Origin of the sequence: Elioraea sp. Yellowstone (genome assembly GCF_006704265.1) — a bacterium.
Taxonomy (GTDB): domain Bacteria; phylum Pseudomonadota; class Alphaproteobacteria; order Acetobacterales; family Acetobacteraceae; genus Elioraea.
The window spans coordinates 1-22,532 of the sequence record NZ_VIKA01000003.1; the positions used below are offsets into that span (position 1 = coordinate 1).

22 protein-coding genes are annotated in these 22,532 nt (G+C 70.6%); 7 read left to right on the top strand and 15 right to left on the bottom strand.

Features of this window, described 5'->3' with window-relative positions; genetic code table 11:
* Positions 1-557: hypothetical protein (locus FK498_RS19130; RefSeq protein WP_370510862.1), on the top strand; the 557-nt coding region annotated here is incomplete at its 5' end.
* Between the two features lie 12 nt (positions 558-569).
* On the opposite strand, the gene FK498_RS01010 is transcribed toward FK498_RS19130, so the two are convergent.
* The 4 genes from FK498_RS01010 to FK498_RS01025 all read right to left on the bottom strand — a co-directional run bounded on the left by FK498_RS01010 (position 570) and on the right by FK498_RS01025 (position 3,717).
* A complete protein-coding gene (locus tag FK498_RS01010; RefSeq protein ID WP_141850947.1) occupies positions 570-785 on the bottom strand; it encodes a hypothetical protein in 216 nt (71 codons plus the stop codon).
* Positions 786-1,346: 561 nt separating this feature from the next.
* The gene (locus FK498_RS01015; protein WP_141850948.1) at positions 1,347-1,796 is read right to left on the bottom strand and encodes a MaoC/PaaZ C-terminal domain-containing protein; all 450 of its coding nucleotides are present in this window, start codon (positions 1,794-1,796) and stop codon (positions 1,347-1,349) included.
* Entirely contained in the window at positions 1,793-2,557 is a 765-nt protein-coding gene (locus FK498_RS01020) for a 3-ketoacyl-ACP reductase (protein WP_141850949.1), read from the bottom strand. Before FK498_RS01020 ends, FK498_RS01015 begins: the two co-directional genes overlap by 4 nt.
* Positions 2,554-3,717, bottom strand: a complete 1,164-nt coding sequence (locus tag FK498_RS01025) for an acyl-CoA dehydrogenase family protein (RefSeq protein WP_141850950.1) — start codon at positions 3,715-3,717, stop codon at positions 2,554-2,556. The genes FK498_RS01020 and FK498_RS01025 overlap by 4 nt, the downstream gene beginning before the upstream one ends.
* A 112-nt stretch (positions 3,718-3,829) precedes the next feature.
* On the opposite strand from FK498_RS01025, the gene FK498_RS01030 reads away from it, so the two are divergent.
* Positions 3,830-4,639 carry an SDR family NAD(P)-dependent oxidoreductase gene (locus FK498_RS01030; protein ID WP_202614695.1) on the top strand — a complete coding sequence of 270 codons (810 nt, stop codon included), beginning with the start codon at positions 3,830-3,832 and terminating at the stop codon, positions 4,637-4,639.
* Between the two features lie 74 nt (positions 4,640-4,713).
* Here the strand turns inward: FK498_RS01030 and FK498_RS01035 are convergent, their stop codons facing one another.
* The 11 genes from FK498_RS01035 to FK498_RS01085 form a co-directional block, all read right to left on the bottom strand.
* Positions 4,714-5,715: an LLM class flavin-dependent oxidoreductase gene (locus FK498_RS01035; RefSeq protein ID WP_141850952.1), complete on the bottom strand. Its 1,002-nt coding sequence runs from the start codon at positions 5,713-5,715 to the stop codon at positions 4,714-4,716.
* Positions 5,716-5,755: 40 nt separating this feature from the next.
* Positions 5,756-6,493 (bottom strand): amino acid ABC transporter ATP-binding protein, encoded by a 738-nt coding sequence (locus FK498_RS01040; protein ID WP_141850953.1) that lies wholly within the window; start codon positions 6,491-6,493, stop codon positions 5,756-5,758.
* Complete coding sequence (locus FK498_RS01045; protein ID WP_237560793.1) at positions 6,490-7,749, bottom strand: amino acid ABC transporter permease; 1,260 nt, start codon at positions 7,747-7,749, stop codon at positions 6,490-6,492. The genes FK498_RS01040 and FK498_RS01045 overlap by 4 nt, the downstream gene beginning before the upstream one ends.
* A 105-nt stretch (positions 7,750-7,854) precedes the next feature.
* Positions 7,855-9,051 (bottom strand): amino acid ABC transporter permease, encoded by a 1,197-nt coding sequence (locus tag FK498_RS01050; RefSeq protein ID WP_202614696.1) that lies wholly within the window; start codon positions 9,049-9,051, stop codon positions 7,855-7,857.
* A gap of 104 nt (positions 9,052-9,155) precedes the next feature.
* Positions 9,156-10,184, bottom strand: a complete 1,029-nt coding sequence (locus tag FK498_RS01055; RefSeq protein WP_141850955.1) for an amino acid ABC transporter substrate-binding protein — start codon at positions 10,182-10,184, stop codon at positions 9,156-9,158.
* Between the two features lie 587 nt (positions 10,185-10,771).
* Positions 10,772-11,416, bottom strand: coding sequence for a maleylacetoacetate isomerase (gene maiA, locus FK498_RS01060; RefSeq protein ID WP_141850956.1), 645 nt, complete (start codon positions 11,414-11,416; stop codon positions 10,772-10,774).
* Positions 11,413-11,649, bottom strand: coding sequence for a DUF2783 domain-containing protein (locus FK498_RS01065; protein WP_141850957.1), 237 nt, complete (start codon positions 11,647-11,649; stop codon positions 11,413-11,415). Before FK498_RS01065 ends, maiA begins: the two co-directional genes overlap by 4 nt.
* The gene (locus FK498_RS01070) at positions 11,649-13,247 is read right to left on the bottom strand and encodes an FAD-dependent oxidoreductase (protein WP_141850958.1); all 1,599 of its coding nucleotides are present in this window, start codon (positions 13,245-13,247) and stop codon (positions 11,649-11,651) included. Before FK498_RS01070 ends, FK498_RS01065 begins: the two co-directional genes overlap by 1 nt.
* A 5-nt stretch (positions 13,248-13,252) precedes the next feature.
* A complete protein-coding gene (locus FK498_RS01075) occupies positions 13,253-14,221 on the bottom strand; it encodes an MBL fold metallo-hydrolase (RefSeq protein WP_141850959.1) in 969 nt (322 codons plus the stop codon).
* Entirely contained in the window at positions 14,221-15,240 is a 1,020-nt protein-coding gene (locus FK498_RS01080; protein WP_141850960.1) for a fumarylacetoacetate hydrolase family protein, read from the bottom strand. The genes FK498_RS01075 and FK498_RS01080 overlap by 1 nt, the downstream gene beginning before the upstream one ends.
* Positions 15,241-15,244: 4 nt before the next feature.
* The gene (locus tag FK498_RS01085) at positions 15,245-16,381 is read right to left on the bottom strand and encodes a homogentisate 1,2-dioxygenase (RefSeq protein WP_141850961.1); all 1,137 of its coding nucleotides are present in this window, start codon (positions 16,379-16,381) and stop codon (positions 15,245-15,247) included.
* A 70-nt stretch (positions 16,382-16,451) separates the two neighbouring features.
* Here FK498_RS01085 and FK498_RS01090 point away from each other — a divergent pair, with 70 nt between their 5' ends.
* From FK498_RS01090 to FK498_RS01110, 5 genes are all read left to right on the top strand, one after another.
* On the top strand, positions 16,452-16,946 hold the full coding sequence (locus tag FK498_RS01090; protein ID WP_141850962.1) for a MarR family winged helix-turn-helix transcriptional regulator: 495 nt from the start codon (positions 16,452-16,454) through the stop codon (positions 16,944-16,946).
* 43 nt (positions 16,947-16,989) lie between these two features.
* The gene (locus FK498_RS01095; RefSeq protein WP_141850963.1) at positions 16,990-18,033 is read left to right on the top strand and encodes a TRAP transporter substrate-binding protein; all 1,044 of its coding nucleotides are present in this window, start codon (positions 16,990-16,992) and stop codon (positions 18,031-18,033) included.
* 14 nt (positions 18,034-18,047) lie between these two features.
* Positions 18,048-18,536, top strand: coding sequence for a TRAP transporter small permease (locus tag FK498_RS01100; protein WP_141850964.1), 489 nt, complete (start codon positions 18,048-18,050; stop codon positions 18,534-18,536).
* A 12-nt stretch (positions 18,537-18,548) separates the two neighbouring features.
* The gene (locus tag FK498_RS01105) at positions 18,549-19,856 is read left to right on the top strand and encodes a TRAP transporter large permease (RefSeq protein WP_141850965.1); all 1,308 of its coding nucleotides are present in this window, start codon (positions 18,549-18,551) and stop codon (positions 19,854-19,856) included.
* A 506-nt stretch (positions 19,857-20,362) separates the two neighbouring features.
* Positions 20,363-22,186 (top strand): S9 family peptidase, encoded by a 1,824-nt coding sequence (locus FK498_RS01110; protein WP_237560794.1) that lies wholly within the window; start codon positions 20,363-20,365, stop codon positions 22,184-22,186.
* Positions 22,187-22,532 lie beyond the last annotated feature (346 nt).

The window sequence follows — 22,532 nt, forward strand, 5'->3', positions numbered from 1 at the left end:
CTGCGGCAACCGGCCATGCCGCGCTCTCCGGGGCGCGCGCCTGGGCGGTGCGGCTCGGCCGCTTCCGCGATCGCGGCGGCGCCCTCGCCGCAGCCCGTATCGCCGCGCACAAGGTCGCCGCCGGCTCGCTGCAGGTCGAGCAGATGCATGTGCGTGGCCGCACCGTCTGGGCCGCCCGACTCGCCCAGCTCACCGAGGCCGAGGCGCGCCGGGTCTGCGCCAGCCGCCCCTACTGTGCACCGATCGCGCCCGGCGGCGGCGCCGTCCGGAGCGCCAAGGCGGCCGCGCGCGACTGGGCCGTGCGGCTCGGCGTCTATCGCGATCGTGCCGGTGCGGTCGCGGCGGTGAAGCGGGCCCATGCGGCGCTCGCCTCGTCGCAGCCGGAGCCGAAGCTGACGCGCGTACGCTTCGCCGGTCGGCCGGCTTGGCGTGCCGAACTCGTCAACCTCACCCGCGGCGAGGCGCACCGGACCTGCGCCCGCTGGCCCAGCCGTGCTCCCGACTGCGTCGCCGTCGCGCCGACCGCTCTCGCCTCGGCAGGGAACGGCCAGGGCTAGCGCGGTTTCCGGTCAGTCCAGGTCATATCCCGCGGCGGTGAAGTGGTGGGCGCATTCCTCCGGCGTGAAGGCGCCGATGATGTGGCGGGTGGCATTCGAAAGGCCATCGACGGTGTGCCGGGCTGCCGCGCGGAGCATGGTCGTGAGCTTTGCGAAGGCGTACTCGATCGGGTTCGTGTCCGGGCACAGGACGGCAGGTAGAACAGGCCCGTACCGGGCGGGGGCCATGGCGGCGCCATCTGCGCAGGATCGGCCGCGAGATGCCGAAGCGCCGGCAAACGACGCCGCCATCGCGGACGTGCTGATGGAGCCGGATCCAGTCGAGCCGCGTTCTTGGGTCCATCGAACCGCCCGCGTGAGGCCCGGAGCCTGGTGGACAACGACGATCTCCGCCGCATCGCCCCGGACCGCCACACCGGCTTGCCGGAGAGCCAGGGCACAGTGAAACGATGCCTACGGCCCCCGCAGGTTAACGACCAGCGCCATCGTTCCGCCCACGTCTTCAGCGCGGCCTGCCCCAGCGTGACACCGGCACCGCCCTGGCGTTGTCCCGCGTCTCCGTCGCGGTGATCAAGCTGCTGCCCAAGAAGGGCGCAGGTGGGATCTGCCGCCGGCTCGCGTGCTTCAGCCCGATCGCCGCGCAGGCGGTGAGGGCCGCCCCGCGCCAAGCGCTGGAAGCACCACTCTCCGCCTGACTCGCCTACGAGAACGAGATGAACGTGCTGCGCCTCGCGACCGGCGACCGCCTGGAGGGCATCGGCGCCTTCGCGGAGAGGTACGCGGCCGATCTCACGCGCTGACCTTGCGGCGGACCATCATGTCGTTCTCGCCCTGCTGGACCACGTCGCCGCGCTGGTTGGTCAGAGTCACCGCGATCGTCACGATGCCGCGATCGGGTTTCTTCGTTTCGCGCTTGGCGATGACACGAATGCGCGCGGCGATGCGGTCGCCGATCAGGATCGGCGCGGTGAATTTCCAGCGCCAGCCGAGCGAGACGATCGCGGCGAGCCGCACGGCGGCGCGGTTCTTCAGCCCATCGGCCAGCGCAAGACCAAGAAGGCCGTGTGCAACCCGCCCGGGATAGCCGATCGCTCGGGCGTAGTCGTCATCGACGTGCAGGTCGTAGAAGTCGCCCGTGAGCCCGGCGAAGCCGAGCACGTGGTGCTCGGAGACCGTGATGCCGGGCGTTTCGTAGTCCAGCCCGACCTCGATGTCCTCGTAGACAAGCGCCTCGCTCATAGCCGGTGCAGGTGCAGTCCGCCGTCGATGTGGAACGCATCGCCGGTGGTGAAGGGAATGTCGCCGGCGGCAAGCGCGGCGATCGCGCGGCCGACCTCCTCGGCCTCGCCCCAGCGGCGGATCGGCGAGAGCCCGGCCTCGATGCGGGCGGTGTAGCGGTCCGCGACCGCGGCGGTCATGTCGGTGCGGATCACGCCCGGCCGGATCTCGTGCACGGCGATTCCGGCATCGGCGAGCCGTATCGCGAACAGCTTGGCGGCCATCGAGGCGGCAGCCTTGGAGACGCAATACTCGCCGCGCTCGACCGCCGGCATGAAGGCGTTGGCCGAGGAGACGAACAGCAGCGACCGCTTCCCGCGCGCGGGCGCATCCGCGCTGAGCATGCGGCGGGCGACCGCCTGGGCCAGGAAGAAGGCCCCGCGCGCGTTGACGCCGAGGCAGCGGTCGAACGAGGCCTCGGAGACGTCGAGCAGGTCGCCGCGCGCGAGCGCGCCGACGCCGGCGTTGTTCACCAGGCATTCCAGCCCGCCGAAGGCGGCCCACGCCGCATCGACGAGCGCGCCATGCGCCGCGGTCGCCGCCACATCGGCAGCGAGGAAGCGGAACGCCCCGCCTGCCGCGGCCACCGCCGCCTCGGTCTCCGCTGCACCTTCCGCCTCGAGATCGGCGCCGACCACGTCGAAGCCGCGTGCGGCGAGGGCGGCGCAGGTGGCGCGGCCGATCCCCCGCCGCGCGCCGGTGACAAGCGCGGCGGGTCTCATGCGAGCAGCTCACGCGCCATGATCATGCGCTGGATCTGGTTCGTCCCCTCGTAGATCTGCGTGATCTTGGCGTCGCGGTAGAGCCGTTCCACCGCGACACCGCGGATGTAGCCCGAGCCGCCGTGGATCTGGACCGCATCCGCCGTGCGCGCCACCGCCGCGTCCGAGGCGAAACACTTGGCGAAGGAGGCCTCCAGGGTCGCGCGACGGCCGGCGTCGAGCAGTCGCGCGGCGTGGCGTACCATCAGCCGCGCGGCATGCGTATCCTTCGCCATGTCGGCGATCATCCACTGTACGGCCTGGAACTCCGCGATCGGCCTGCCGAACTGCACCCGCGCCTTCGCATGGGCGATGCTCTCCTCGAGTGCGCGCTGGAGAATCCCGACCGCGAGCGCGCCGATGCCGACACGGCCCTTGTCCAGTACGCTCATCATCAGGTGGAAGCCGCGCCCGTCCGGGCCGAGCAGCGCATCCGCCGGGAGGCGAACGTCTTCGAATCGAAGACCGCCGACGGGCGAGGCGCGCTGACCCATCTTGTGCTCGGCGCGCAGCCGGGTGACGCCGGGTGCATCGAGATCGACCAGGAACGCCGCCATGCCGCGATGCCCCGCCTCGGGGTTCGTGCGCGCGAGCACCACGGCAAAATCGGCGAGCGGGCCCATGTGGATCCAGAGCTTGGTGCCGTTCAGCACCCAGCCCGCGCCGTCGCGCCGCGCGGTCGTCTTCAGCGCCGCGAGGTCCGAGCCCGCGCCCTCTTCGGTCAGCGCATAGGCGCAGCGCCGTTCGCGCGCGAGCAGCGGTCGGAGGTAGCGTGCCTGCTGTGCCGCCGTGCCGTGCTCGGCGAGCAGGGTCGCGACCAGCTCGACGAGGCCCACCTGGTCAGCCACCGAGGCATAGCCGCGCGCGAGTTCCTCCATCACCACCGCGTAGGCAAGCGCGCCCGCCCCCGTGCCACCCAGCGCCTCCGGCACCGTGATGCCGAACATCCCGAGCTCCGCAAGCGCGCGGTAGAGGTCCTCGGGGTACGCTTCGGTTTCGTCGAGTTCGGCAGCACGCGGGAAGATGCGCTCGTCGGCGAAGCGGCGCACGCTGGCGCGCAGCTGCGCGAGCGAGGCGTCGAGATCGGGATCGTCGGGCGCCCGGCCCGCAGCGTCCGGCATGCCGTTTCCTCCGCGCTGGCCATCGTGGCCGAGGTGAACCGCCCCGTCCAGCTGGGCGTCTGGCGGTGGCACGCGCTGTGGTGCAGGCTTGCCGCACCGGAGGATGAAACGGATGCAGGACAGCGTTGCGCTCGACGGCAAGGTCGCGATCGTCACCGGTGCGGGCTCGCGCGGCGAGGGGGTGGGCAACGGCCGCGCGACCGCGATCGTGCTCGCCCGGCGCGGCGCGCGCGTGCTGCTGGTGGACATCGAGCCCGGCTGGATGGAGGCGACGGCGAGGGCGATCGCAGCCGAGGGCGGCCAGCACGCGGCGATCGTGGCGGATGTCTCGGACGGCGTGCAGTGCCGTACGGTGGTCGGGGCGGCAGTGGCGCGCTGGGGGCGGCTCGACATCCTGGTGAACAATGTCGGCATCTCCGGCCCCCCGGGCAACGCGGTGGAGGTCGATCCCGAGGCGTGGGACCGGGCCATGCGGATCAATGTCGGCTCGGTCATGCTGATGTCGAAATACGCGATCCCGGAGATGCGCAAGACCGGCGGCGGGGCGATCGTCAACCTCTCCTCGGTCGCCGGGCTGCTCGCGGGGCATCCCGGCCTGCTCTACGCCACCACCAAGGGCGCGATCGTGCAGATGACGCGCGCGATGGCCGCACACCACGGGCCGGAGGGAATCCGCGTCAACTGCGTCGCCCCGGGCTATGTCTACACGCCGATGGTGGCGGTGCGCGGGCTCGACGAGGCGGGCCGCGAGGCGCGCCGCCAGGCGACGCTGCTCAAGACCGAGGGCACCGCCTGGGACGTCGCCGAGGCGATCGCCTGGCTGGTCTCGCCGGCGGCACGCTGGGTCACCGGCATCACCCTGCCGGTCGATGCGGGCACGTCGGCAGGCAGCACGACGCTCGCCTCGCCGAAGCCGATCTGAGCCGCCATCGCCGCTCGCGGCGACCGCGCCGGTCTGGCCCTGCCACCTCCTGCCGCTCGGCGCGCCGGCCGAGACTACGCCGCGGCTTCCGCGCCCGCGTACACGCGCGCGAGGATTTCATAGGAGCGCTTGCGCGCCTCGTGGTCGAAGATCTGCGCGGTGACGATCAGCTCGTCCGCCCCCGTGCGGGCGACGAACTCGGCGAGCCCGACGCGCACCGTCTCCGGCCCGCCGACCACGGCGATGCCGAGCGAGGCCTCGATCACCGCACGCGCCTGCGGATCGAGCCGCACGGCGAAGTCCTCCACCGGCGGCGGCAGTCTCCCGGGCCGGCCCAGGCGACGGTTCAGCAGCGCCTGGAGATGCGAGGAGAACAGGTATCGCGCCTCGGCATCGGTCTCGGCCGCGACCACGTGCAGGCCGAGCATGGCGTGGGGCTTCGCGAGGTACTCCGACGGCCGGAACCGCTCGCGGTAGAGTGCCAGCGCCTGCATCATCTGCGCCGGCGCGAAATGCGAGGCGAAGGCGTAGGGCAGCCCCAGCGCGGCGGCGAGTTCGGCGCCGAAGGTGCTCGAGCCGAGGATCCACACCTCGACCTGTTCGCCCGCGCCGGGGGTCGCGACCACCGCCTGGCCGGGCTCGGGCGGCCGGAACCAGCCGAGCAGCTCGACCACGTCCTGCGGGAAGTTGTCGGCGTCGGAGGCGAGCGTGCGGCGCAGCGCCCAGGCCGTGCGCGGATCGGTGCCTGGCGCGCGACCGAGGCCGAGATCGATCCGACCTGGATGCAGCGCGGCGAGCGTGCCGAACTGCTCGGCGATCACCAGCGGCGCATGGTTCGGCAGCATCACCCCGCCGGCGCCGATGCGGATCATGCGCGTTCCAGCCGCGACATGGGCGAGTGCCACGGCGGTGGCGGCGCTCGCGATACCCGGCATGTTGTGGTGCTCGGCCATCCAGAAGCGCCGGTAGCCCAGCGCCTCGACATGGCGGGCGAGGTCGGCGGCATTGCGCAGCGCGTCGCCGGGCGTGCTGCCGTCGGCGACGGGGGCGAGATCGAGCACGGAGAGCGGGACCATGCGACCGATATGGGGCCGCCCCGCCCGCGGCCGCAAGACGCTACAGGATCTGGCTCAGGAAGAGCCGGGTGCGGTCGTAGCGCGGCCGGGCGAAGAACGTTCCGGGCGGCGCCTCCTCGACGATCTCGCCCTGGTCCATGAACACGATCCGGTCGGCGACCTTGCGCGCGAAGCCCATCTCGTGCGTCACCACCACCATGGTCATGCCCGACTCGGCGAGCTCGACCATCACCTCCAGAACCTCGTTGATCATCTCGGGGTCGAGCGCGGAGGTCGGCTCGTCGAACAGCATGATGCGCGGGCGCATGCAGAGCGCGCGCGCGATCGCCACGCGCTGCTGCTGGCCGCCCGAGAGCTGGAGCGGATACTTGCGCGCCTGCTCGGGGATGCGCACGCGCTCCAGATGACTCATCGCGATCGCCTCGGCCTCCGCCTTCGGCAGGTGCTTCACCCAGGTGAGCGCGAAGGTGCAGTTCTCCAAGACCGTCATGTGCGGGAAGAGATTGAACTGCTGGAACACCATGCCGATGTCGCGCCGAATCGCCTCGTCCTGCGCGGCACTCTCGCCGAAGCGGCGGCCGTGGATGACGACCTCGCCCTCCTGATGCCGCTCGAGCTGGTTGACGCAGCGGATCATGGTGGACTTGCCCGAGCCCGAGGGACCGCAGACGACGATCTTCTCGCCTTCGGCGACGCTGAGCTCGATGTCCTTCAGCACGTGGAACGTGCCGAACCACTTGTTGAGCCCGACGAGCCGGATCGCGGGCGGCGCGCTCATCGCCGCTGCCCGGCGCCGAGCCTGCGCTCGAGGTTCAGGCTGTACTGCGACATCAGGAAGCAGAACACGAAGTAGATCAGCGTGATGAAGAAGAACGGCTCTAGGAACAGGCCGAGCCAGGTGGTGTCCTCGCCGACCGCACGCGCCATGCTGAGGAGGTCGAAGAGGCCGATGATCGAGACGAGGGTGGTGTCCTTGAACAGGCCGATGAAGTTGCCGACGATGGTCGGGATCATGATCCTCAAGGCCTGCGGCATGATCACCAGCGCGGTCGATTGCCAGAAGCCCAGGCCTACCGCGGCGGCCGCCTCGTACTGGCCGCGCAGGATCGCCTGCAGCCCGCCGCGCACGATCTCGGCCATGTAGGCGGCGGCGAACAGGCAGACCGCGACGATCGCGCGCACCAGCCGGTTCACCTCCACGCCCACCGGCAGGAAGAGCGGCAGCATCGTGTTGAACATGAACAGGATGGTGATCAGCGGCACCGAGCGGAACAGCTCGATGAAGGCAGTCGAGCAGAGGCTGATGAACGGCATGTGCGACCGCCGGCCGAGTGCCAGCATCACGCCCGCGGGCAGCGAGAAGGTGATGCCGATGCCCGAGATCACCAGCGTCAGGAACAGCCCGCCCCAGTAGCGCGTCGGCACCTCGCTGAGCGACCACTGCGCGGCGAGCGCGAGCGCGGCGAGATAGAGAACGGCGTAGCCGATGCGCGCGCGCAGCCGCGCGCTCTCCTCCGGCTGCTCCGCGTCGCCGGTCACGCGCGCGACGAAGGCGCCGAAGCTCAGGCCGGTGAAGCGCTCGCTGAACGTCGTCAGCCACACCCAGGCGAAGGCGGCGAGGCCGAGCGCGATCAGCGCGGTCCAGAGCAGGTCCTGCTCGCCGCCGTGGAAGAAGTAGGAGGCGGGGAAGGGATAGAGCAGCACCGCCGAGAGCCCGATCGCGAGCTTCGAGCGCACGCCCGGCAGCCAGAGCGGCAGGGCCCAGACCACCAGCATCAGGAAGGCGGCGTTGATGCGCCACACCTGGTCCTTCGGATAGAGGCCGTAGAGCAGGTTCGGGATCCAGGCGATCACGCCCGGCCAGCACGCGCCGGCACGGCCGACCTTGTCGAGGCACTCGCGGCGGTTCGACGCCTCCCACACCGCATCGACCAGCGCCCAGTTGATGATGGCGGCGAAGACGACGATCACGATATAGGCGCCGAGCAGGGTCAGGAGCGCATTCGACACCGAGGAGAACAGGTTCGCGCGCATCCATGCGATCGGCCCGATCGCGGAAGAGGGCGGCGCGCGTGAAGGCTTCGGCGCGAAGACCAGCGGACGGTCTGCGGTCGCGAGGCGGGACTCGTCCGGCATGCCTCAGCGCTCCGTGATCTGGACACGACGGTTGTAGAGGTTCATCAGCAGCGACACGGTGAGGCTGACCGCGCAGTAGAACCCCATGGTCATCGCCACGATCGGGATCGCCCGGCCGGACTGGTTGAGCGAGGTGTTCATCCAGACGCTGACGAGATCGGGGAAGCCGATCGCGATCGCGAGCGAGGAGTTCTTCGTCAGGTTCAGGTACTGGCTGATCAGCGGTGGGACGATCACGCGCAGCGCCTGCGGCAGGATCACGAAGCGCATGATGCGCGCGGGCTTCACGCCGAGCGCGCGCGCCGCCTCGGTCTGGCCGTGACTGACCGACTGGATGCCAGCGCGCACGATCTCGGCGATGAAGCAGGAGGTGTAGATCGAAAGCGCCACGATCAGCGCGCAGAAGGTCGGCGGCACGGAAAGCCCGCCGCGGAAGTTGAAGCCCCTGAGCGCAGGAATGTCCCAGGCGAGCGGCGAGCCGGTGAGCAGGAAGGTCGCGGTCGGCAGCAGCACGACCAGCCCCGTGCCGACCAGCACCGAGGGGAAGGACCGCCCGGTCGCCTCGAGACGCCGGCGCGCCCAGCGATGGATCGCGACCGCGGCGACGATGCCGAGACCCAGCGCCACGCCGGTCCAGCCGAACCCGTCCTGCGGCACCGGCGCTGGGAAGTAGAAGCCGCGATTGTTGAGGAAGAAGGTGCCGCCCCACTCGATGCTCTGGCGCGGCACCGGCAGGAGATTGAAGAAGCCGAAATACCACGCGATGATCTGCAGAAGCAGCGGCGTGTTGCGCAGCACCTCGACGTACCAGCGCGCGAGGTTGCGGATCAGCCAGTTCGTCGAGAGCCGCGCGAGCCCCATCACCAGACCGATCGCGGTCGCGAGCACGATGCCGATCGCCGCGACCAGGAGCGTGTTAGCGATGCCGACCTGGAACACCCGGAGGTAGCTGTCGCCCTCGCGGTAGGGAATCAGCGTGAAGACGATGTTGAACCCGGCGGAGTAGCCGAGGAAGTCGAACCCCGCCGCCATGCCGCGCTGCGAGAGGTTCTCGATCGTGTTGGAGACGAGATACCAGAGTCCGCCCACCAGGATCGCGGCGGTGAGCAGCTGGTAGAACACCCCCCGCACGAAGGCGTCGTTGACGATCGAGGTCGTCCTCGATGCCCCGGCGGCCGACCGTTGCGTCGCGGCCGTCATTGTCGTGGCCTGCCCTGTCCGGCCGATCACGTGGACACGACGCAACGGGGATCCCCGCGCAGCCGCGAAGATCTCCTCGCGTCAGCCGCGCGGCGCGCTCCGCATCACCGGAACGGCATCGCGTACATCAGCCCGCCCTTGGTCCAGAGCGCATTGAGCGACTCCTCCCGCGGGATGCCGACGGGGGTATTGGCGCCGACATGCCGCTCGTAGAGCTCGCCGTAGTTGCCGAGATGCCGGATGACGCGGACCATGAAATCATTGGTCAGCCCCATGCCCTGACCGATATTGCCCTCGACGCCAAGGAGGCGCTTGATGTTCGGGTTGTCGGATTTGAGCATCTCGTCGAGGTTCCTCGAGTTCACACCGAGTTCCTCGGCCTCGATGAGACCCATCAGGACCCAGCGCACGATGTCGCCCCAGTTCTGATCGCCATGCCGCACGACCGGTCCCAGCGGCTCCTTCGAGATCGTCTCCGGAAGGATCACATGATCGTCGGGGGTCGGGAAGGCCGAACGCCGGGCGGCGAGGCCCGACTTGTCGTTGGTGTAGGCGTCGCAGCCGCCGCCGAGATAGGTCTCGACCAGCACGTTGACATTCTCGTTCGTCACCGCCTGGAGGCGCATGTTGTTGGCGCGGAAGTAGTCGGCGAGATTGAGCTCGGTGGTCGTGCCGGTCAGCACGCAGACGGTCGCCCCGTCAAGCTCCCTGGCCGACTTGATCCCCGACGCCTTGGGCACGAGGAATCCCTGGCCGTCATAGAAGTTCACACCAACGAACTCGAGGCCGAGTTGGCTGTCGCGCACGGCGGTCCAGGTCGTGGTGCGCGAGAGCATGTCGGACTCGCCGTTGGCGAGCGAGGTGAAGCGCACCGCCGAGGTGACCGACTGGTAGCGTACCTTGTCCGGATCGTCGAAGATCGCGGCTGCGACGGCCCGACACATGTCGACATCGAGGCCGGACCACTTGCCGTCCGCCGACAGGGCATAGAAGCCTGGTGTCGGCAGCCCGACCTGGCAGTTCAGCGCGCCGCGTTGCTTGACTTGCGCGAGGGTCTGCTGCGCTCCGGCGTCCGCGCCGGTCATGGCGAACAGGACGGACGCTGCGCCGAGCAGCGTGAGGCTCTTCTTCATGCGTGCCACGCTCCCAAGATCGTGAAGCCCTCGGACCCAGCCTGCCGATCCTTGATGCCGTCCGACATGTTCTGGGCCCTGACATGGAAGCCTAGCTATTTCGTCCGCTGATGCAAACCATAAACGCAGTGGACGGAAGGGGCGCGGTTCGCCTCAAGGCTCTTTGGTCGAGCCGGAACGTGAGGGTGGCGGTGACCTGCTGCCCGCGTACTCCCTCGGCAGCGGATGTGGCAGCCCGTCGACAGCAGGCGGACGACGCGGGAGGGCAGTTTGTCGCGGCGCAGATCACGGGCGTGGTGCTGGAGCGGGACCACGAGGCGCCCTGGCTGCCGCAGGCGACGTGACATTTCGCGTCAGCCCGCGCCCTCGGTCTTGCCGATGTGATATCGAAACGTCCATTCCTGCGCGGGCCGACAACAGTGCCGGGCGCTTTGAAGCGGGTGGCATCGATCATCAGCCGTTACGGCCGGCCAGCCAAGGCAGAAAGTGCTGCGGCGCTCCAGCCATCCATGCGCGGAACCCACGCCATGATCGCAGCCACTCCTGCAGATCACGGAGCCAGGGGGGCCATGAGCATCAGGATGGCATCAGGATGCATCCGGCTGGGCCTCCGGCGCCGCGCGCTGCACTGCGGGAAGTGCCAGCATTGCCGCCTCGGCACGCAGCAGCGTCGGGTAGGGTTCCAGATCGAGCGCGAAACGCCGGGCATTGTAAAGCTGCGGCACCAGCGTGCAGTCGGCGATGGTCGGCGCGGCGCCGAAGCAGAACGGGCCCCTGCCGCCGGAGACCATCGCCTCGCAGGCCGCAAGCCCGCGCGACATCCAGTGATGGTGCCAGGCCTGCTGGGCGCCACCCGTCAGTTCCAGCACATCGGCGAGATAGGTGCGCACCATCAGGTTCGAGAACGGCGCGATCTCGCAGGCGATGGCGAGTGCGAAGGCACGCGCCTGGGCGCGCCGGATTGGTTCACGCGGCAGCAGCGGCGGGATCGGGTGTTCCTCCTCCAGCCACTCCATGATCGCAAGCGACTGGGTGAGTGGCACGCCATCCACCTCGAGCGTGGGCACGAGCGCCTGCGGGTTCTTCGCGCGGTATTCCGGCCGGTGCTGCTCGCCGCCCTCGCGCACCAGGTGCACCGGCACCGAGGCATAGGGCAGGCCCTTTAGGTTCAGCGCGATGCGGACGCGGTAGGCGGCGGAGGAACGCCAGTAGGTGGAAAGCACGAGCGTCACGGCACGGTGCCCTGGGGCTCCGCCGCGTCCGTGGGCGCGCGGATCGCCGCGCGCGCCATCGCGATCGCCTCGTGCAGCACCTCCGCATCGCCGATGTGGTTGGCGAGCAGCAGCACCAGCGCGGCGTCGAGCCGGCGGCTCTCGTCGGGCGAAAGGTCGCGATGCGCCGCGACCAGGGCGACGAACGCGGCGTCGGGATCGCCGAGTCGCGGCTTGGTGTCGAGGGCGGGCATCACGCCGCACTCCGCAGCGCGGCGGGGCGCTGTGCCCACATCCGCGCGAGCGCCTCCCCGAGCGCCTCCGGCGCGGGCGCGGCGAAGCGCGCGGCGACGTGCTGGTCGGGCCGGATCAGATAGGCCGCTCCGTCACGCGCGCCATAGCGCTCGGCCGCGACACCCTCGACCGGCAGGCGCAGCGCGGCGAGGCCCGGCAGCGCCGGGTCGGGCGCGGCGCCGAACAGCAGCAGCACCGGCCGCCCGCCCAGACGGTTCAGGAGCCAGCCGTCCGGAATCGGCGCATCGACCGCCGCCGCGCCCGGAGGCGGACCCGCCGTCCAGGCCTCGCGGTCAAGCGTGCTGAGCGGTGTGGCGGCATAGCGGTGCGGCCCCGAGAGCCGGCCCGAGTTCACCATGCGGCGGGCGAAGTCGTGGCCGCGCGCGAGGCACAAGACGGCGTCGCGATAGGCGCGCGCGGCCTCGGTCTTCGGCGTGATGAAGTCGGTCGACCGGGTCGAGTGCAGGATGTTCTCGTCGGCGGCGGGGATGCGCTCGGCGTCATAGGAGTCGATCAGCGCCGCCGGGGCCTCGCCGCGCAGCACGGCGGCAAGCTTCCAGGCGAGATTGTCGGCATCCTGCACGCCGCCATTGCCGCCCCGCGCGCCGAACGGGCTGACCTGGTGCGCGGCATCGCCGAGGAAGACGATGCGGCCGTGGACGAAACGTTCCAGCCGGCGGCAACGGAAGGTGTAGACGCTCACCCATTCCAGGTCGAAATCGATCTCCTCGCCCAGCATCGCGCGGATGCGTGGGATCACCCGCTCGGGGCGCTTCTCCTCCTCCGGGTCGGCCTGCCAACCGAGCTGGAAATCGATGCGCCACATCCGATCCGGCTGCTTGTGCAGCAGCACCGACTGGCCGGGATGGAAGGGCGGATCGAACCAGAACCAGCGCTCGGAGGGGAACGATAACTCGCCCTTGAGCACCACGTCGGCGATCAGGAACCGGTCGCGGAACACCTGGCCGACGAAAGGCAGGCCGAGGGCGGCCCGCACCGTGCTGCGCGCGCCGTCGCAGGCGAGCACCCACTCGGCGGTCAGCGCGTAGGCGCCCTCGGGCGTCTCGACCGTCAGCCGCACGTGATCCTCGCCGCGCTCGAGTGCTGCGACGCGGGACCGCCAGCGCAGATCGACCAGCCCCGTGGCGGCGCATGCCTCCACCAGCCAAGCCTCGAGATAGTACTGCTGAAGATTGATGAAGGCCGGCATGCGGTGCCCGGTTTCGGGCAGCAGATCGAAGGCGTAGGCGAGGCGCGTACCGTGGAACACCTTGCCGACCTGCCAGGTCACCCCCTTGTCGAGCAGGCGCTGGCCGAGCCCCAGCCGATCGTAGATCTCAAGGGTGCGCTTGGCGAGGCAGATCGCGCGGCTGCCGATGCTGACGGTGTCGTCCTCGTCGAGCAGCACCGTGGCGATGCCGTGCCGCGCCAGATCGAGCGCCACGGTGAGCCCGACCATGCCGGCGCCGACGATCGCCACCCGATGATGCGAAAGCCCGCGATCGAGTTCGAGCGGTCGGCGGAACGGGAAGCGCGGGCTGGTCCAGGTCGCGGACATCGGGCTCAGCCTCCGCCCGTCCCGCCGCCCTCGAGCGCGCGCCACATCTCGAGATCGCGTGCCGCTGTCCAGACGCGCGGGCGATCGATGCCGAGGGCCTCGTCATAGGCACGGCTGACATTGAACGGCATGCAGTGCTCGAAGATCACCCAGTGGCCGAAATCCGGCCTGAGCGCGGACATCGCCGCGTCGTAGGTCTCCTTCAGCGGGGCGCCGCGTTGCGCGTAGGCACGCACGAGCGCGTAGAGCCGCGTGGTGAACGCTTCCGTCCCCTCGATCGCGCGCCGGCAGTCCTCGGGCGTGGTCAGCGCCGCGCCGCGCCCCGGCACCATCGCCACCGGATCGAGCGCGCGCAGCCCGGCGAGCGTTGCCGGCCAGTCGGTGAAGTGGGCGTCGCCGCAGTAGGGTGTCGCGCCGAACTCCACCGTGTCGCCCGCGAACAGCACGCGCTCGCGCGGCAACCAGACGACGGTGTCGCCCGCCGTGTGGGCGCGGCCGGCGTGCAGGATGCGCACCTCGCGCTGCCCGAGCCAGAGCGTGATCTCGCGCGCGAAGGTCAGGCTGGGCCAGGTGAGGCCCGGGATCGTGTCGCGGCCGCGGAACAGGCGCGGGAAGCGGCCGATCTCGCTCTCCATGTCGGCCGCACCGCGCTCGACGATCAGTGCCCTCGTGGCCGCCGAGGCGACGATGTGGTCGGCGCGGTAGGCCGCCGCCCCGAGCACGCGCACGGCATGGTAGTGGCTCAGCACCAGCCAGCGGATCGGCTTGTCGGTGACGCGCCGAATGCGAGCGATCACGTCCTCGGCCATCGCCGGGGTCGCCTGGGCATCCACCACCATCACCGCATCGTCGCCGACGATCACGCCCGAATTCGGATCGCCCTCCGCCGTGTAGGCGTAGAGGTCCGGGCCGATCTCGTCGAAGCTGACGCGCTTCTCGGCCAGATCGGCGGTGCTCGCGAAACCCTTGCTCATCACTCCCCCCTCTGGAACGGCACCACGCGCTGGTCGATCGCGCCGAAGATGCTCCGTCCGGCCTCGTCCGGCATCTCGATGCGGATCGTGTCGCCCGTGCGCATGAACGGCGTGCGCGCCGCGCCTGTCTCGATCGTCTCGTACGTCCGCAGCTCCGCGATGCACGCGAAGCCGACGCCGCCGCCGGCGATCGTCGCACCGTGCAGCCCGCCCTGACGGTTCGACACCGTGCCGGCGCCCAGAATAGTGCCGGCGCCGAGGCGCCGCGTGCGCGCGGCATGCGCGATCAGGCGCGGGAAGCCGAAGGCCATGTCCGCGCCGGCGTCCGGCCGGCCGAACAGCGTTCCGTTCAGCATGCAGATCAGCGCGCCGTGCACCCGATCGCCGTCCCAGGCGGCGCCGAGCTCGTCCGGGGTCACTGCGACCGGCGACAGCGCCGAGGCGGGCTTCGACTGGAAGAATCCGAAGCCCTTGGCGAGTTCGCCCGGGATCAGGTTGCGCAGGGAGACGTCGTTCACCAGCACGAACAGGCGGATCGTGGCGCGCGCCTCGTCCTCGGTCGCGCCCATGGGCACGTCGTCGAGGATCGCGGCGATCTCGGCTTCGAAGTCGAGCCCCCAGGCCTCGTCGCCGAGCGGGATGTCGTCGGTAGGGCCGAGGAACCCGTCCGACCCGCCCTGGTAGATCAGGGGATCGTTGCGGAAGGATGGCGGCATCTCGGCGCCGCGGGCGCGGCGGACCAGTTCGACATGGTTCAGGTAGGCCGAGCCGTCGGCCCACTGATAGGCGCGCGGCAGCGGCGCTGCGCAGGCGCGCGGGTCGAAGGCGAAAGCCCCCTCGACCGTGCCTGTCTCCAGCGCCGCCGCCTCCTCGGCGAGCCGCGGCGCGATCTGCGCCCAGTCGTCGAGCGCGGCCTGCAGCGTCGGCGCCGCGCGGGCGGCAGCGGCGCTGCTGAGATCGCGCGTGACCAGGATCAGCCGGCCGTCACGCCCGTCCGCGCGCAGGGTGGCGAGCTTCACCGGCTCACTCCGCGGCGCGCTTGACCTTCCAGCTGTCGGCGTAGTCCGGCCACTCGACCGCCTGGGCGGCCGCGCCGATCTCGAGCGCGTCGCGGGTATCCAGCATCACCGCGTACTCGTCGGTCGCGGGCTTGGGCTGAACGAAGGCGCGCTCGAGCGCCTTCGGATGCGGCCCGTGCGTGAAGCCGCAGGGATGCAGCGTCATCATCCCGGCATGGATGTTGTCGCGCGAGAAGAAATCGCCCGCATGATAGAACAGCACCTCGTCGTAGTCATCGTTGTTGTGAAAGAACGGAACCTTCAGGGCGCCCGGATCAGTCTCGAAGGGGCGCGGCGTGAAGGTGCAGACGACGAAACGGTTGGCGACGAAGGTGGTGTGTGCCGAGGGCGGCAGGTGGTAGCGGTGCGAGGCGAGCGGACGGATCTGCTCGACGTTGAGCTTCACCGGAGCGAGATCGCCGTGCCACCCGACCGCGTCCAGCGGGTTGAAGGGATAGGTGCAGACCGAGAGCGCATTGCCCCGCTTGATCACGACGCGCGTCGGCGTCTCGCCCTGCTGGGCACGGAACGCCTCGTCGATCGAAGGCGTCTCCAGCACCGCCGGATCGAAGATCGCGTGGTGCCCGAGCATGCCCTTCTCGGGCAGCATGTAGGTGGAGCCGGTCGCCTCGATCAGCAGGCAGACGGTCGGCTCGCGGCTTTCGATTCGCCACATGGTGGAACGCGGCAGCACGATGTAGTCGCCGGCGCGGTAGCTCATGTGGCCGTAGTCGCAGAAGAGATCGCCCGCGCCTCGATGCACGAAGATCAGCTCGTCCCCGTCGCCGTTGCGCGCGAGATGGTCCATCGCCGCGGGGGCGCGCCAGAAGCGCAATCGCACATGCGCGTTGAACAGGATCTCGGCCGCATCGAAGGGCGACGGGTGCTGCGCGTTGATGCGCGCGAGGTCGAAGGCGCGCGGGCGCAGTGGCCCCTCCCAGGACGACCAGCCGGTCGGCGGATGGCGGTGATACATGTGCGTCGCCGGGCCGAAGAACCCCTCCTTGCCGAGCTCGCGCTCATAGGTGCCCTGCGGCAGATCGGCGTGCGCCTGGCGGCTCGTCTGCCCTTCCAGGCGCGGGAAACGGATGTAGTGCTTCATCGCAACCCTCCCTGCGGCCGCGCCCTTGCGCCCGTCCGCGCTCACGGCAATACTGTTTCAGATGAAACGGATGTCAAGCGCTGCGCTCGCCGAGGCCGAGCCGTTCCTGCTCGAGCGCTTCCTGCCCTACGAGCTGTCGGTGACGGCGAACCGGGTAAGCCGGCTGTTCGCGCGTCGCTATGCCCGCACCTTCGGGCTGTCGATCCCTGAGTGGCGCTGCATGGCGGTGATCGGGCGTTATGCGCTGGTTTCCGCCACCGCGATCGTCGAACGGACCGCGATGGACAAGGTGAAGGTCAGCCGGGCGGTCGCGACGCTCCTTGCCAAGGGGCTGGTCCGCCGCAGTCCGCATCCGGCCGACCGCCGGCTGTCGCTGCTCGCCTTCACCGCGAAGGGGCGACGCATCTACGAGCAGATCGTGCCGCTCGCCCGCCGCATCGAGGCCGAGCTGATGGAGGTGCTGGGTCCGGCCGAGCGGACCGCGCTCAGCGCGATGCTCAGCCGGATCGCCGAGCGCGCGCGCGCGCTCGATGAACAAGCCCTTGACCAGGGCCTACCGGACTGACACTTTCATCCGAAACCAAATCTCGGATCCCTGGGAGGCATCCATGCCCAGCCGTGTTCGCCGTCGCGCGCTGCTCGGCACCGTCGCCGCCATGCCGCTGTTCGCGATCGTCCGTCCGGCCGCGGCGCAAGCGGTCACGCTCTCCTTCTCCTCCTGGCTGCCGCCGCGCCATCCGATCGTCGAGAACGCCTACCGTCCGTGGATGGAGCAGGTACGCCAGGCCACCGAGGGACGCGTCACGGTACGCCTGCTGGCGCAGCCGCTCGGCGGGCCGCCGGCGCATTTCGACCTGGTGCGCGACGGCGTGGCCGATCTCGGCTACAGCCTGCACAGTTTCGTGCCGGGCGACCGCTTCCTGGTGCAGCGCGCGGCCGAGTTCAGCTTCCTCGGCGACGATGCCGAGGCGCTCTCGGTCGCCTACTGGCGCGCCTTCGAGAAGACGCTGCGCAAGGCCGACGAGCATCGCGGGGCGCACGTGCTCGGCGTCTATAATCACGGTCCCGGCAACATCCACACGAGGCCGCGCCAGGTGATGCAGCCGGGCGATCTCGCGGGGCTGCGATTCCGCGTGCCGGGCGGACACGCCTCCGACCTGATCCAGGCGCTGGGCGGGGTGCCGGTGCAGGCGCCGGCCGGCCAGATCTTCGAGATGCTGAGCCGCGGCGTGGTGGACGGCGTGACCATCACCTACGAGGCGATCACCTCGTTCCGGCTCACCGAGCATGTGCGCTTCACCACCACCATGCCGGGCGGGATCTACAACACCTCATGGTTCTTCGTGATGAACCAGGCGAAGTGGGACGCGCTCGCGCCGAGGGACAGGGAGGCGATCAGCGCCGTCTCCGGCGAGGCCTTCGCGCGGCTGGTCGGCAAGGCGTGGAACGCGGCGGACCGGGTGGCGATCGAGCAGATGCGCGCGGCCGGCATCACCATCGCCCAGGGCGGCGAGGCGCTGGTGCGCGCGGTCAAGCAGGCCTCCGAGGCACTCGAGGCACGCTGGATCGAGGCGGCGCGCGGGCGCGGCGTGGATGGTGCTCGGGTGCTCGCCGAGATCCGCGCCGCGACGGGGGTGCGGCTGCCGGCGTGACGGCGCATTGCGCCATGGCCCGGGTGCTCCGCTTCGCATCCCTCGCTCTCGGACTGACCGTCGCGCTCGCGCTCTCGGCCATGGCCGTGGTGACGGTGGTGGACGTCACCGGGCGCTACCTGCTGAACGCCCCGCTGCCGGGCTCCTACGAGCTCGTCGGGCTGCTGCTCGCCGTGACCGTGTTCGCCGCGCTGCCGCTGGCGACACTGCGGCGCGAGCACGTGGTGGTGGATGTGCTGGACCATGTGCTGCCGCGCCGATTCGTCGCGTTCCAGGCGGGCTCGACCGCGCTCCTCGCAGCGGCAGCACTCGGCGCGCTCGCCTGGCAGCTCTGGGGACGCGGCGAACGGCTCGTGCTCGACAACGCGGCGACCAACCTCCTCGGGATCCCGCTCGCGCCCCTCGCCTTCTTCATGGCGATCTGCACCGCACTCGCCGTGCCGGCGGTGCTGGCCATGGCGGCCGCCTCGTTCCGCGGCCGGCTCGCTGCCGGCACGCACTGAGACCTTCGCATCATGGGCGACATGTGGATCGCCTTCGGGGTGCTGTTCGCCCTGATCTTCCTGCGCATGCCGATCGGCCCTGCGATGCTTGTGGTCGGGCTGGTCGGCTTCGCCGACCTCGTGAGCTGGCGCGCTGCCCTGGCGATGCTGGGCACGACCGTGTTCGATGCCGCGCGGTCCTACACCCTGTCGGTGCTGCCGCTGTTCATCGTCATGGGGAACCTGCTCACGCGCGCGGGCGTCTCCCGCGAGCTGTTCGGTGCGGCCTACGCCGTGCTCGGGCATCGGCGCGGCGGGCTGGCGATGGCGACCATCCTGGCCGCCGGCGGGTTCTCTGCCGTCTCCGGCTCCTCGCTCGCCACCGCCGCGACCATGGCCCGGGTGGCGATGCCGGAGATGCGCCGCTACGGCTACGCGCCGGGCTTCGCTGCCGGCGCGGTGGCGGCGGGCGGCACGCTCGGCATCCTGATCCCGCCGAGCGTGATCCTCGTCATCTACGGCCTGCTCACCCAGTCCGACATCGGCAAGCTGTTCATCGCCGGCATCCTGCCGGGGCTGCTGGGGGTGGCGATGTATGTGGGCGCCGCAGCGGCGGTCGCCGCCCTGCGTCCCGCGCTCGGGCCACCCGGCGAGCGGCACGGCTTGCGCCATCGGCTGCGCGCGTTGCGTGGGGTCGCGCCCACGCTCGGGCTGTTCGTGGTGATCCTCGGCGGCATCTATGTCGGCGTGTTCACGCCCACCGAGGCGGCCGGTATCGGCGCGGCGGTCGCGCTGGCGATCGCGCTCGCCCGCCGGGCGATCGGCCCGCGCGACCTGCTCGACGCGCTGGTCGAGAGCGGACGCACCACCGCGATGCTGTTCACCGTGATCATGGGCGCGCTGGTGTTCGGCAACCTGGTCAACGTCGCCGGCTTCCCGGATCTGCTGCGCGCGCTTCTGGAACGGTCCGCGCTCGGCCCCTGGGCCGTCGTGACGCTGATCGCCGTGATCTATCTGGTGCTCGGCTGCGCGCTCGAGAGCCTGAGCATGATCCTGCTCACCGTGCCGGTGTTCTATCCGGTGGTGCAGACGCTCGAACTCGGCCTCGACCCGGAGGCGGTGCTGATCTGGTTCGGCATCGTCGTGGTGGTGGCGACCGAGATCAGCCTGCTGACCCCGCCGATCGGCATGAACGTCTTCGTGCTGCGCGGCCTGCTACCCGACGTGTCGCTCGGCACGCTCTATCGCGGCGTGACGCCGTTCTGGCTCGTCGACATCCTGCGGCTGGGCCTGATCGTGCACGTGCCGGCGCTGAGTCTCGTCCTGCCCCGGCTGATGTAGCGGCCGGCGGCCGGGGGCGCCGCACCCGGCCACACCTTCTCGCATAGCCTAGCGCGCCAGTGCGCTGCGCCGGCACACGATACGGACATTTCCGTCGCCGAAGCCCTCATCGCCACGGCGCCCGATGAGCTCGAAGAGCGTTGGCACAATCACGATGACGCAGAAGGCGGAACGGCCGAACATCGCCGGCACGGTCGGCCCCGACCGAGGGGCATCCGGTGCCGAACGACACTTCTCCCTCGCCGGACACGATCGGGTCCGGCGAGAAGTCGTCGCTCTGGCTGCGCTTCTCGCTACACGGGTCAAGCGCTCACGGCGCCTGCCTGCATCTCTCGGAGCGTGCGGCAGGCTGGCCGGGCGGCCGATCACAGCCGCGGGGCGGTGACCTCGGCGGAGGACAACGGCAGGGATCAAAAGCAGCCGCCGTGATTCGGCCAGCAAGTTGCCAGTGGATGCCGCTGCTGGTTTCCTCTCCTGGCGTCACCCCTGCCATCGCTGGAGCTGTCGTGACCTCCCATCGTACCGACCATGCCGCGCTCGTCGCCCGTCTGCTCGCCGCTCCGGCTGCGACCATGCCGCGCTTCACCGGCAACGGCACGCTCCTGTTCCTCTGCGACGCGCCGGGCTCGGCGCAGGTCTTCGCGCGCGCGCCCAACGGTACGGTGACGCAGCGCACGGCGCATCGCGATGCCGTGACGAACCTCGCCGGCGCGCGCCAGGGCGGCTGGGCGATCTTCGCGCGCGATCAGGGCGGCGACGAGCGGCACCAGCTCCATCTGCTGCCCGCCGACGGCCCGCCGCGCGCGCTGACCGACGACCCGCGCACCATCCATGGCTGGGGCGCCATCAGCCCTGACGGCAGCCGCATCGCCTACACGGCGAATAGCCGTGACCCAGCGCATACCGATGCCTGGGTGATGGATCTCGCGACCGGTGCGGCGCGCTGCGTACTGGAGGTGGAAGGTCCGCACGAGCTGCCCTGCTGGCACCCGGACGGCCGTGCGATCGTGGTGATGACGGCGCCGCGCAGCTACGAGAGCACGCTCTACCTGGTCGAGATCGACACCGGCGACATCACGGCGCTGACACCGCACGAAGGGGACTGGCGGCACCTCTCGCCCCACTGGCGCCGCGACGGCGGCTCGTTCTGGCTGCTGACCGACCGCGAGCGCGAGTTCCTCGGCGTGGCGACGATGGAGCCGGGAGGTGCACCGCGCTTCCTCCACGCCCCCGAATGGGATGTCGAGAAGCTCGAGGTTTCGCCGGACCAGCGCCGGCTGGCGGTGGTGGTGAACGAGGGCGGCTTCTGCCGCCTGCGCGTGCTCGATGCGGAGACCGGCGAGATCGTTGTGTCACCCGATCATCCTGACGGTGCGATCACGGCGCTCTCCTGGTCGCCCGACGGCGCCTCCGTGGCCTTCGATCTCACAACCCCGACCACACCGCCCGCGATCTGGCTCGCGCGCGTCGCAGACGGCACGGCACGCTGCCTCTATCGCGCCGCCGAGCCGCCGGCGGCGCGGCCCTATGAGCTGCGCGAAGCGCCGAGCTTCGACGGCCGCCGCGTGCCGTTCTTCCTCGCCCTGCCCGCGGGCAAGGCGCCCCCCTCCGGCTGGCCCGTGCTCGTCTGGGTGCATGGCGGCCCGGCGAACCAGGCGCTGCCGAACTGGCGGCCGGATCTGCAGGCGGTGCTTGCCACGGGCATTGCGGTGGCGATCCCGAACGTCCGCGGCTCTTCGGGCTATGGCCGGACCTACGCCGCCCTCGACGATCGCGAGAAGCGGCTCGACAGCGTGGCCGACCTCGCGGCCGTGCGGCAGCATCTCGCCACGCTGTCAGGGCTCGATCCCGATCGCGTCGCGGTGATGGGCCAGAGCTACGGCGGCTGGATGGTGCTCGCGGCGATGACGGAGTATCCCCATCTCTGGGCCGCCGGGGTCGAGTTCTACGGCATCGCGCGCTGGAAGACGTTCTTCGAGCGCACCGGTCCGTGGCGCGTGGGCCATCGCGCCGCCGAGTACGGCGATCCGGTCGCGGACGCCGATCTGCTCGAGCGGCTCTCGCCGATCCACAAGGTCGACCGGATCGCCGCCCCGCTTCTGGTCGCGCAGGGCATGACCGATCCGCGCGTGCCGCCCTTCGAGAGCGAGCAGATCGTCGCCGCGCTGAAGGCGCGCGGCGTGCCGGTGCGCTACGTCACCTTCCCCGACGAGGGCCACGGCTTCACCAAGCGCGACAACCGCCAGCGCGTCTATACGGAGGTGGTGGAGTTCCTCGCCGCCCATCTGCTCGGGCGGAGCGGTCCGAGCGGGCTCAGGCCGCGCCCATGAAGCCGATGGGCGTCAGCGGAGACTGCCGATCCGTGAGCCGACCACGCCGCCGTCGGCGCGCCTGAAGCGCGGCGCAAGCTCGTCACCCATCGCGGGCGGCCGGTCTGGCCGAAGAGGATGTCGGGCGGCAGGGCCTCGAGCGGCAGTTCGGCCCTCGGCGCGCAAGGCCGGGTCGGAGCGCGGGACCGGCGCGGGCAAGATCGCTGACGCGACCTCGAGTGCCTGACGGTCGGGCCGGCTTGCCTGGTAGCCTCCCGGTCGCGTGGGGACGGCACGAGACCGAGACGCGACCGGGTCGCGTGGCACAGCCGAGCCCGACGGCTGGGTCCGTCGTTCCTTGCGATCG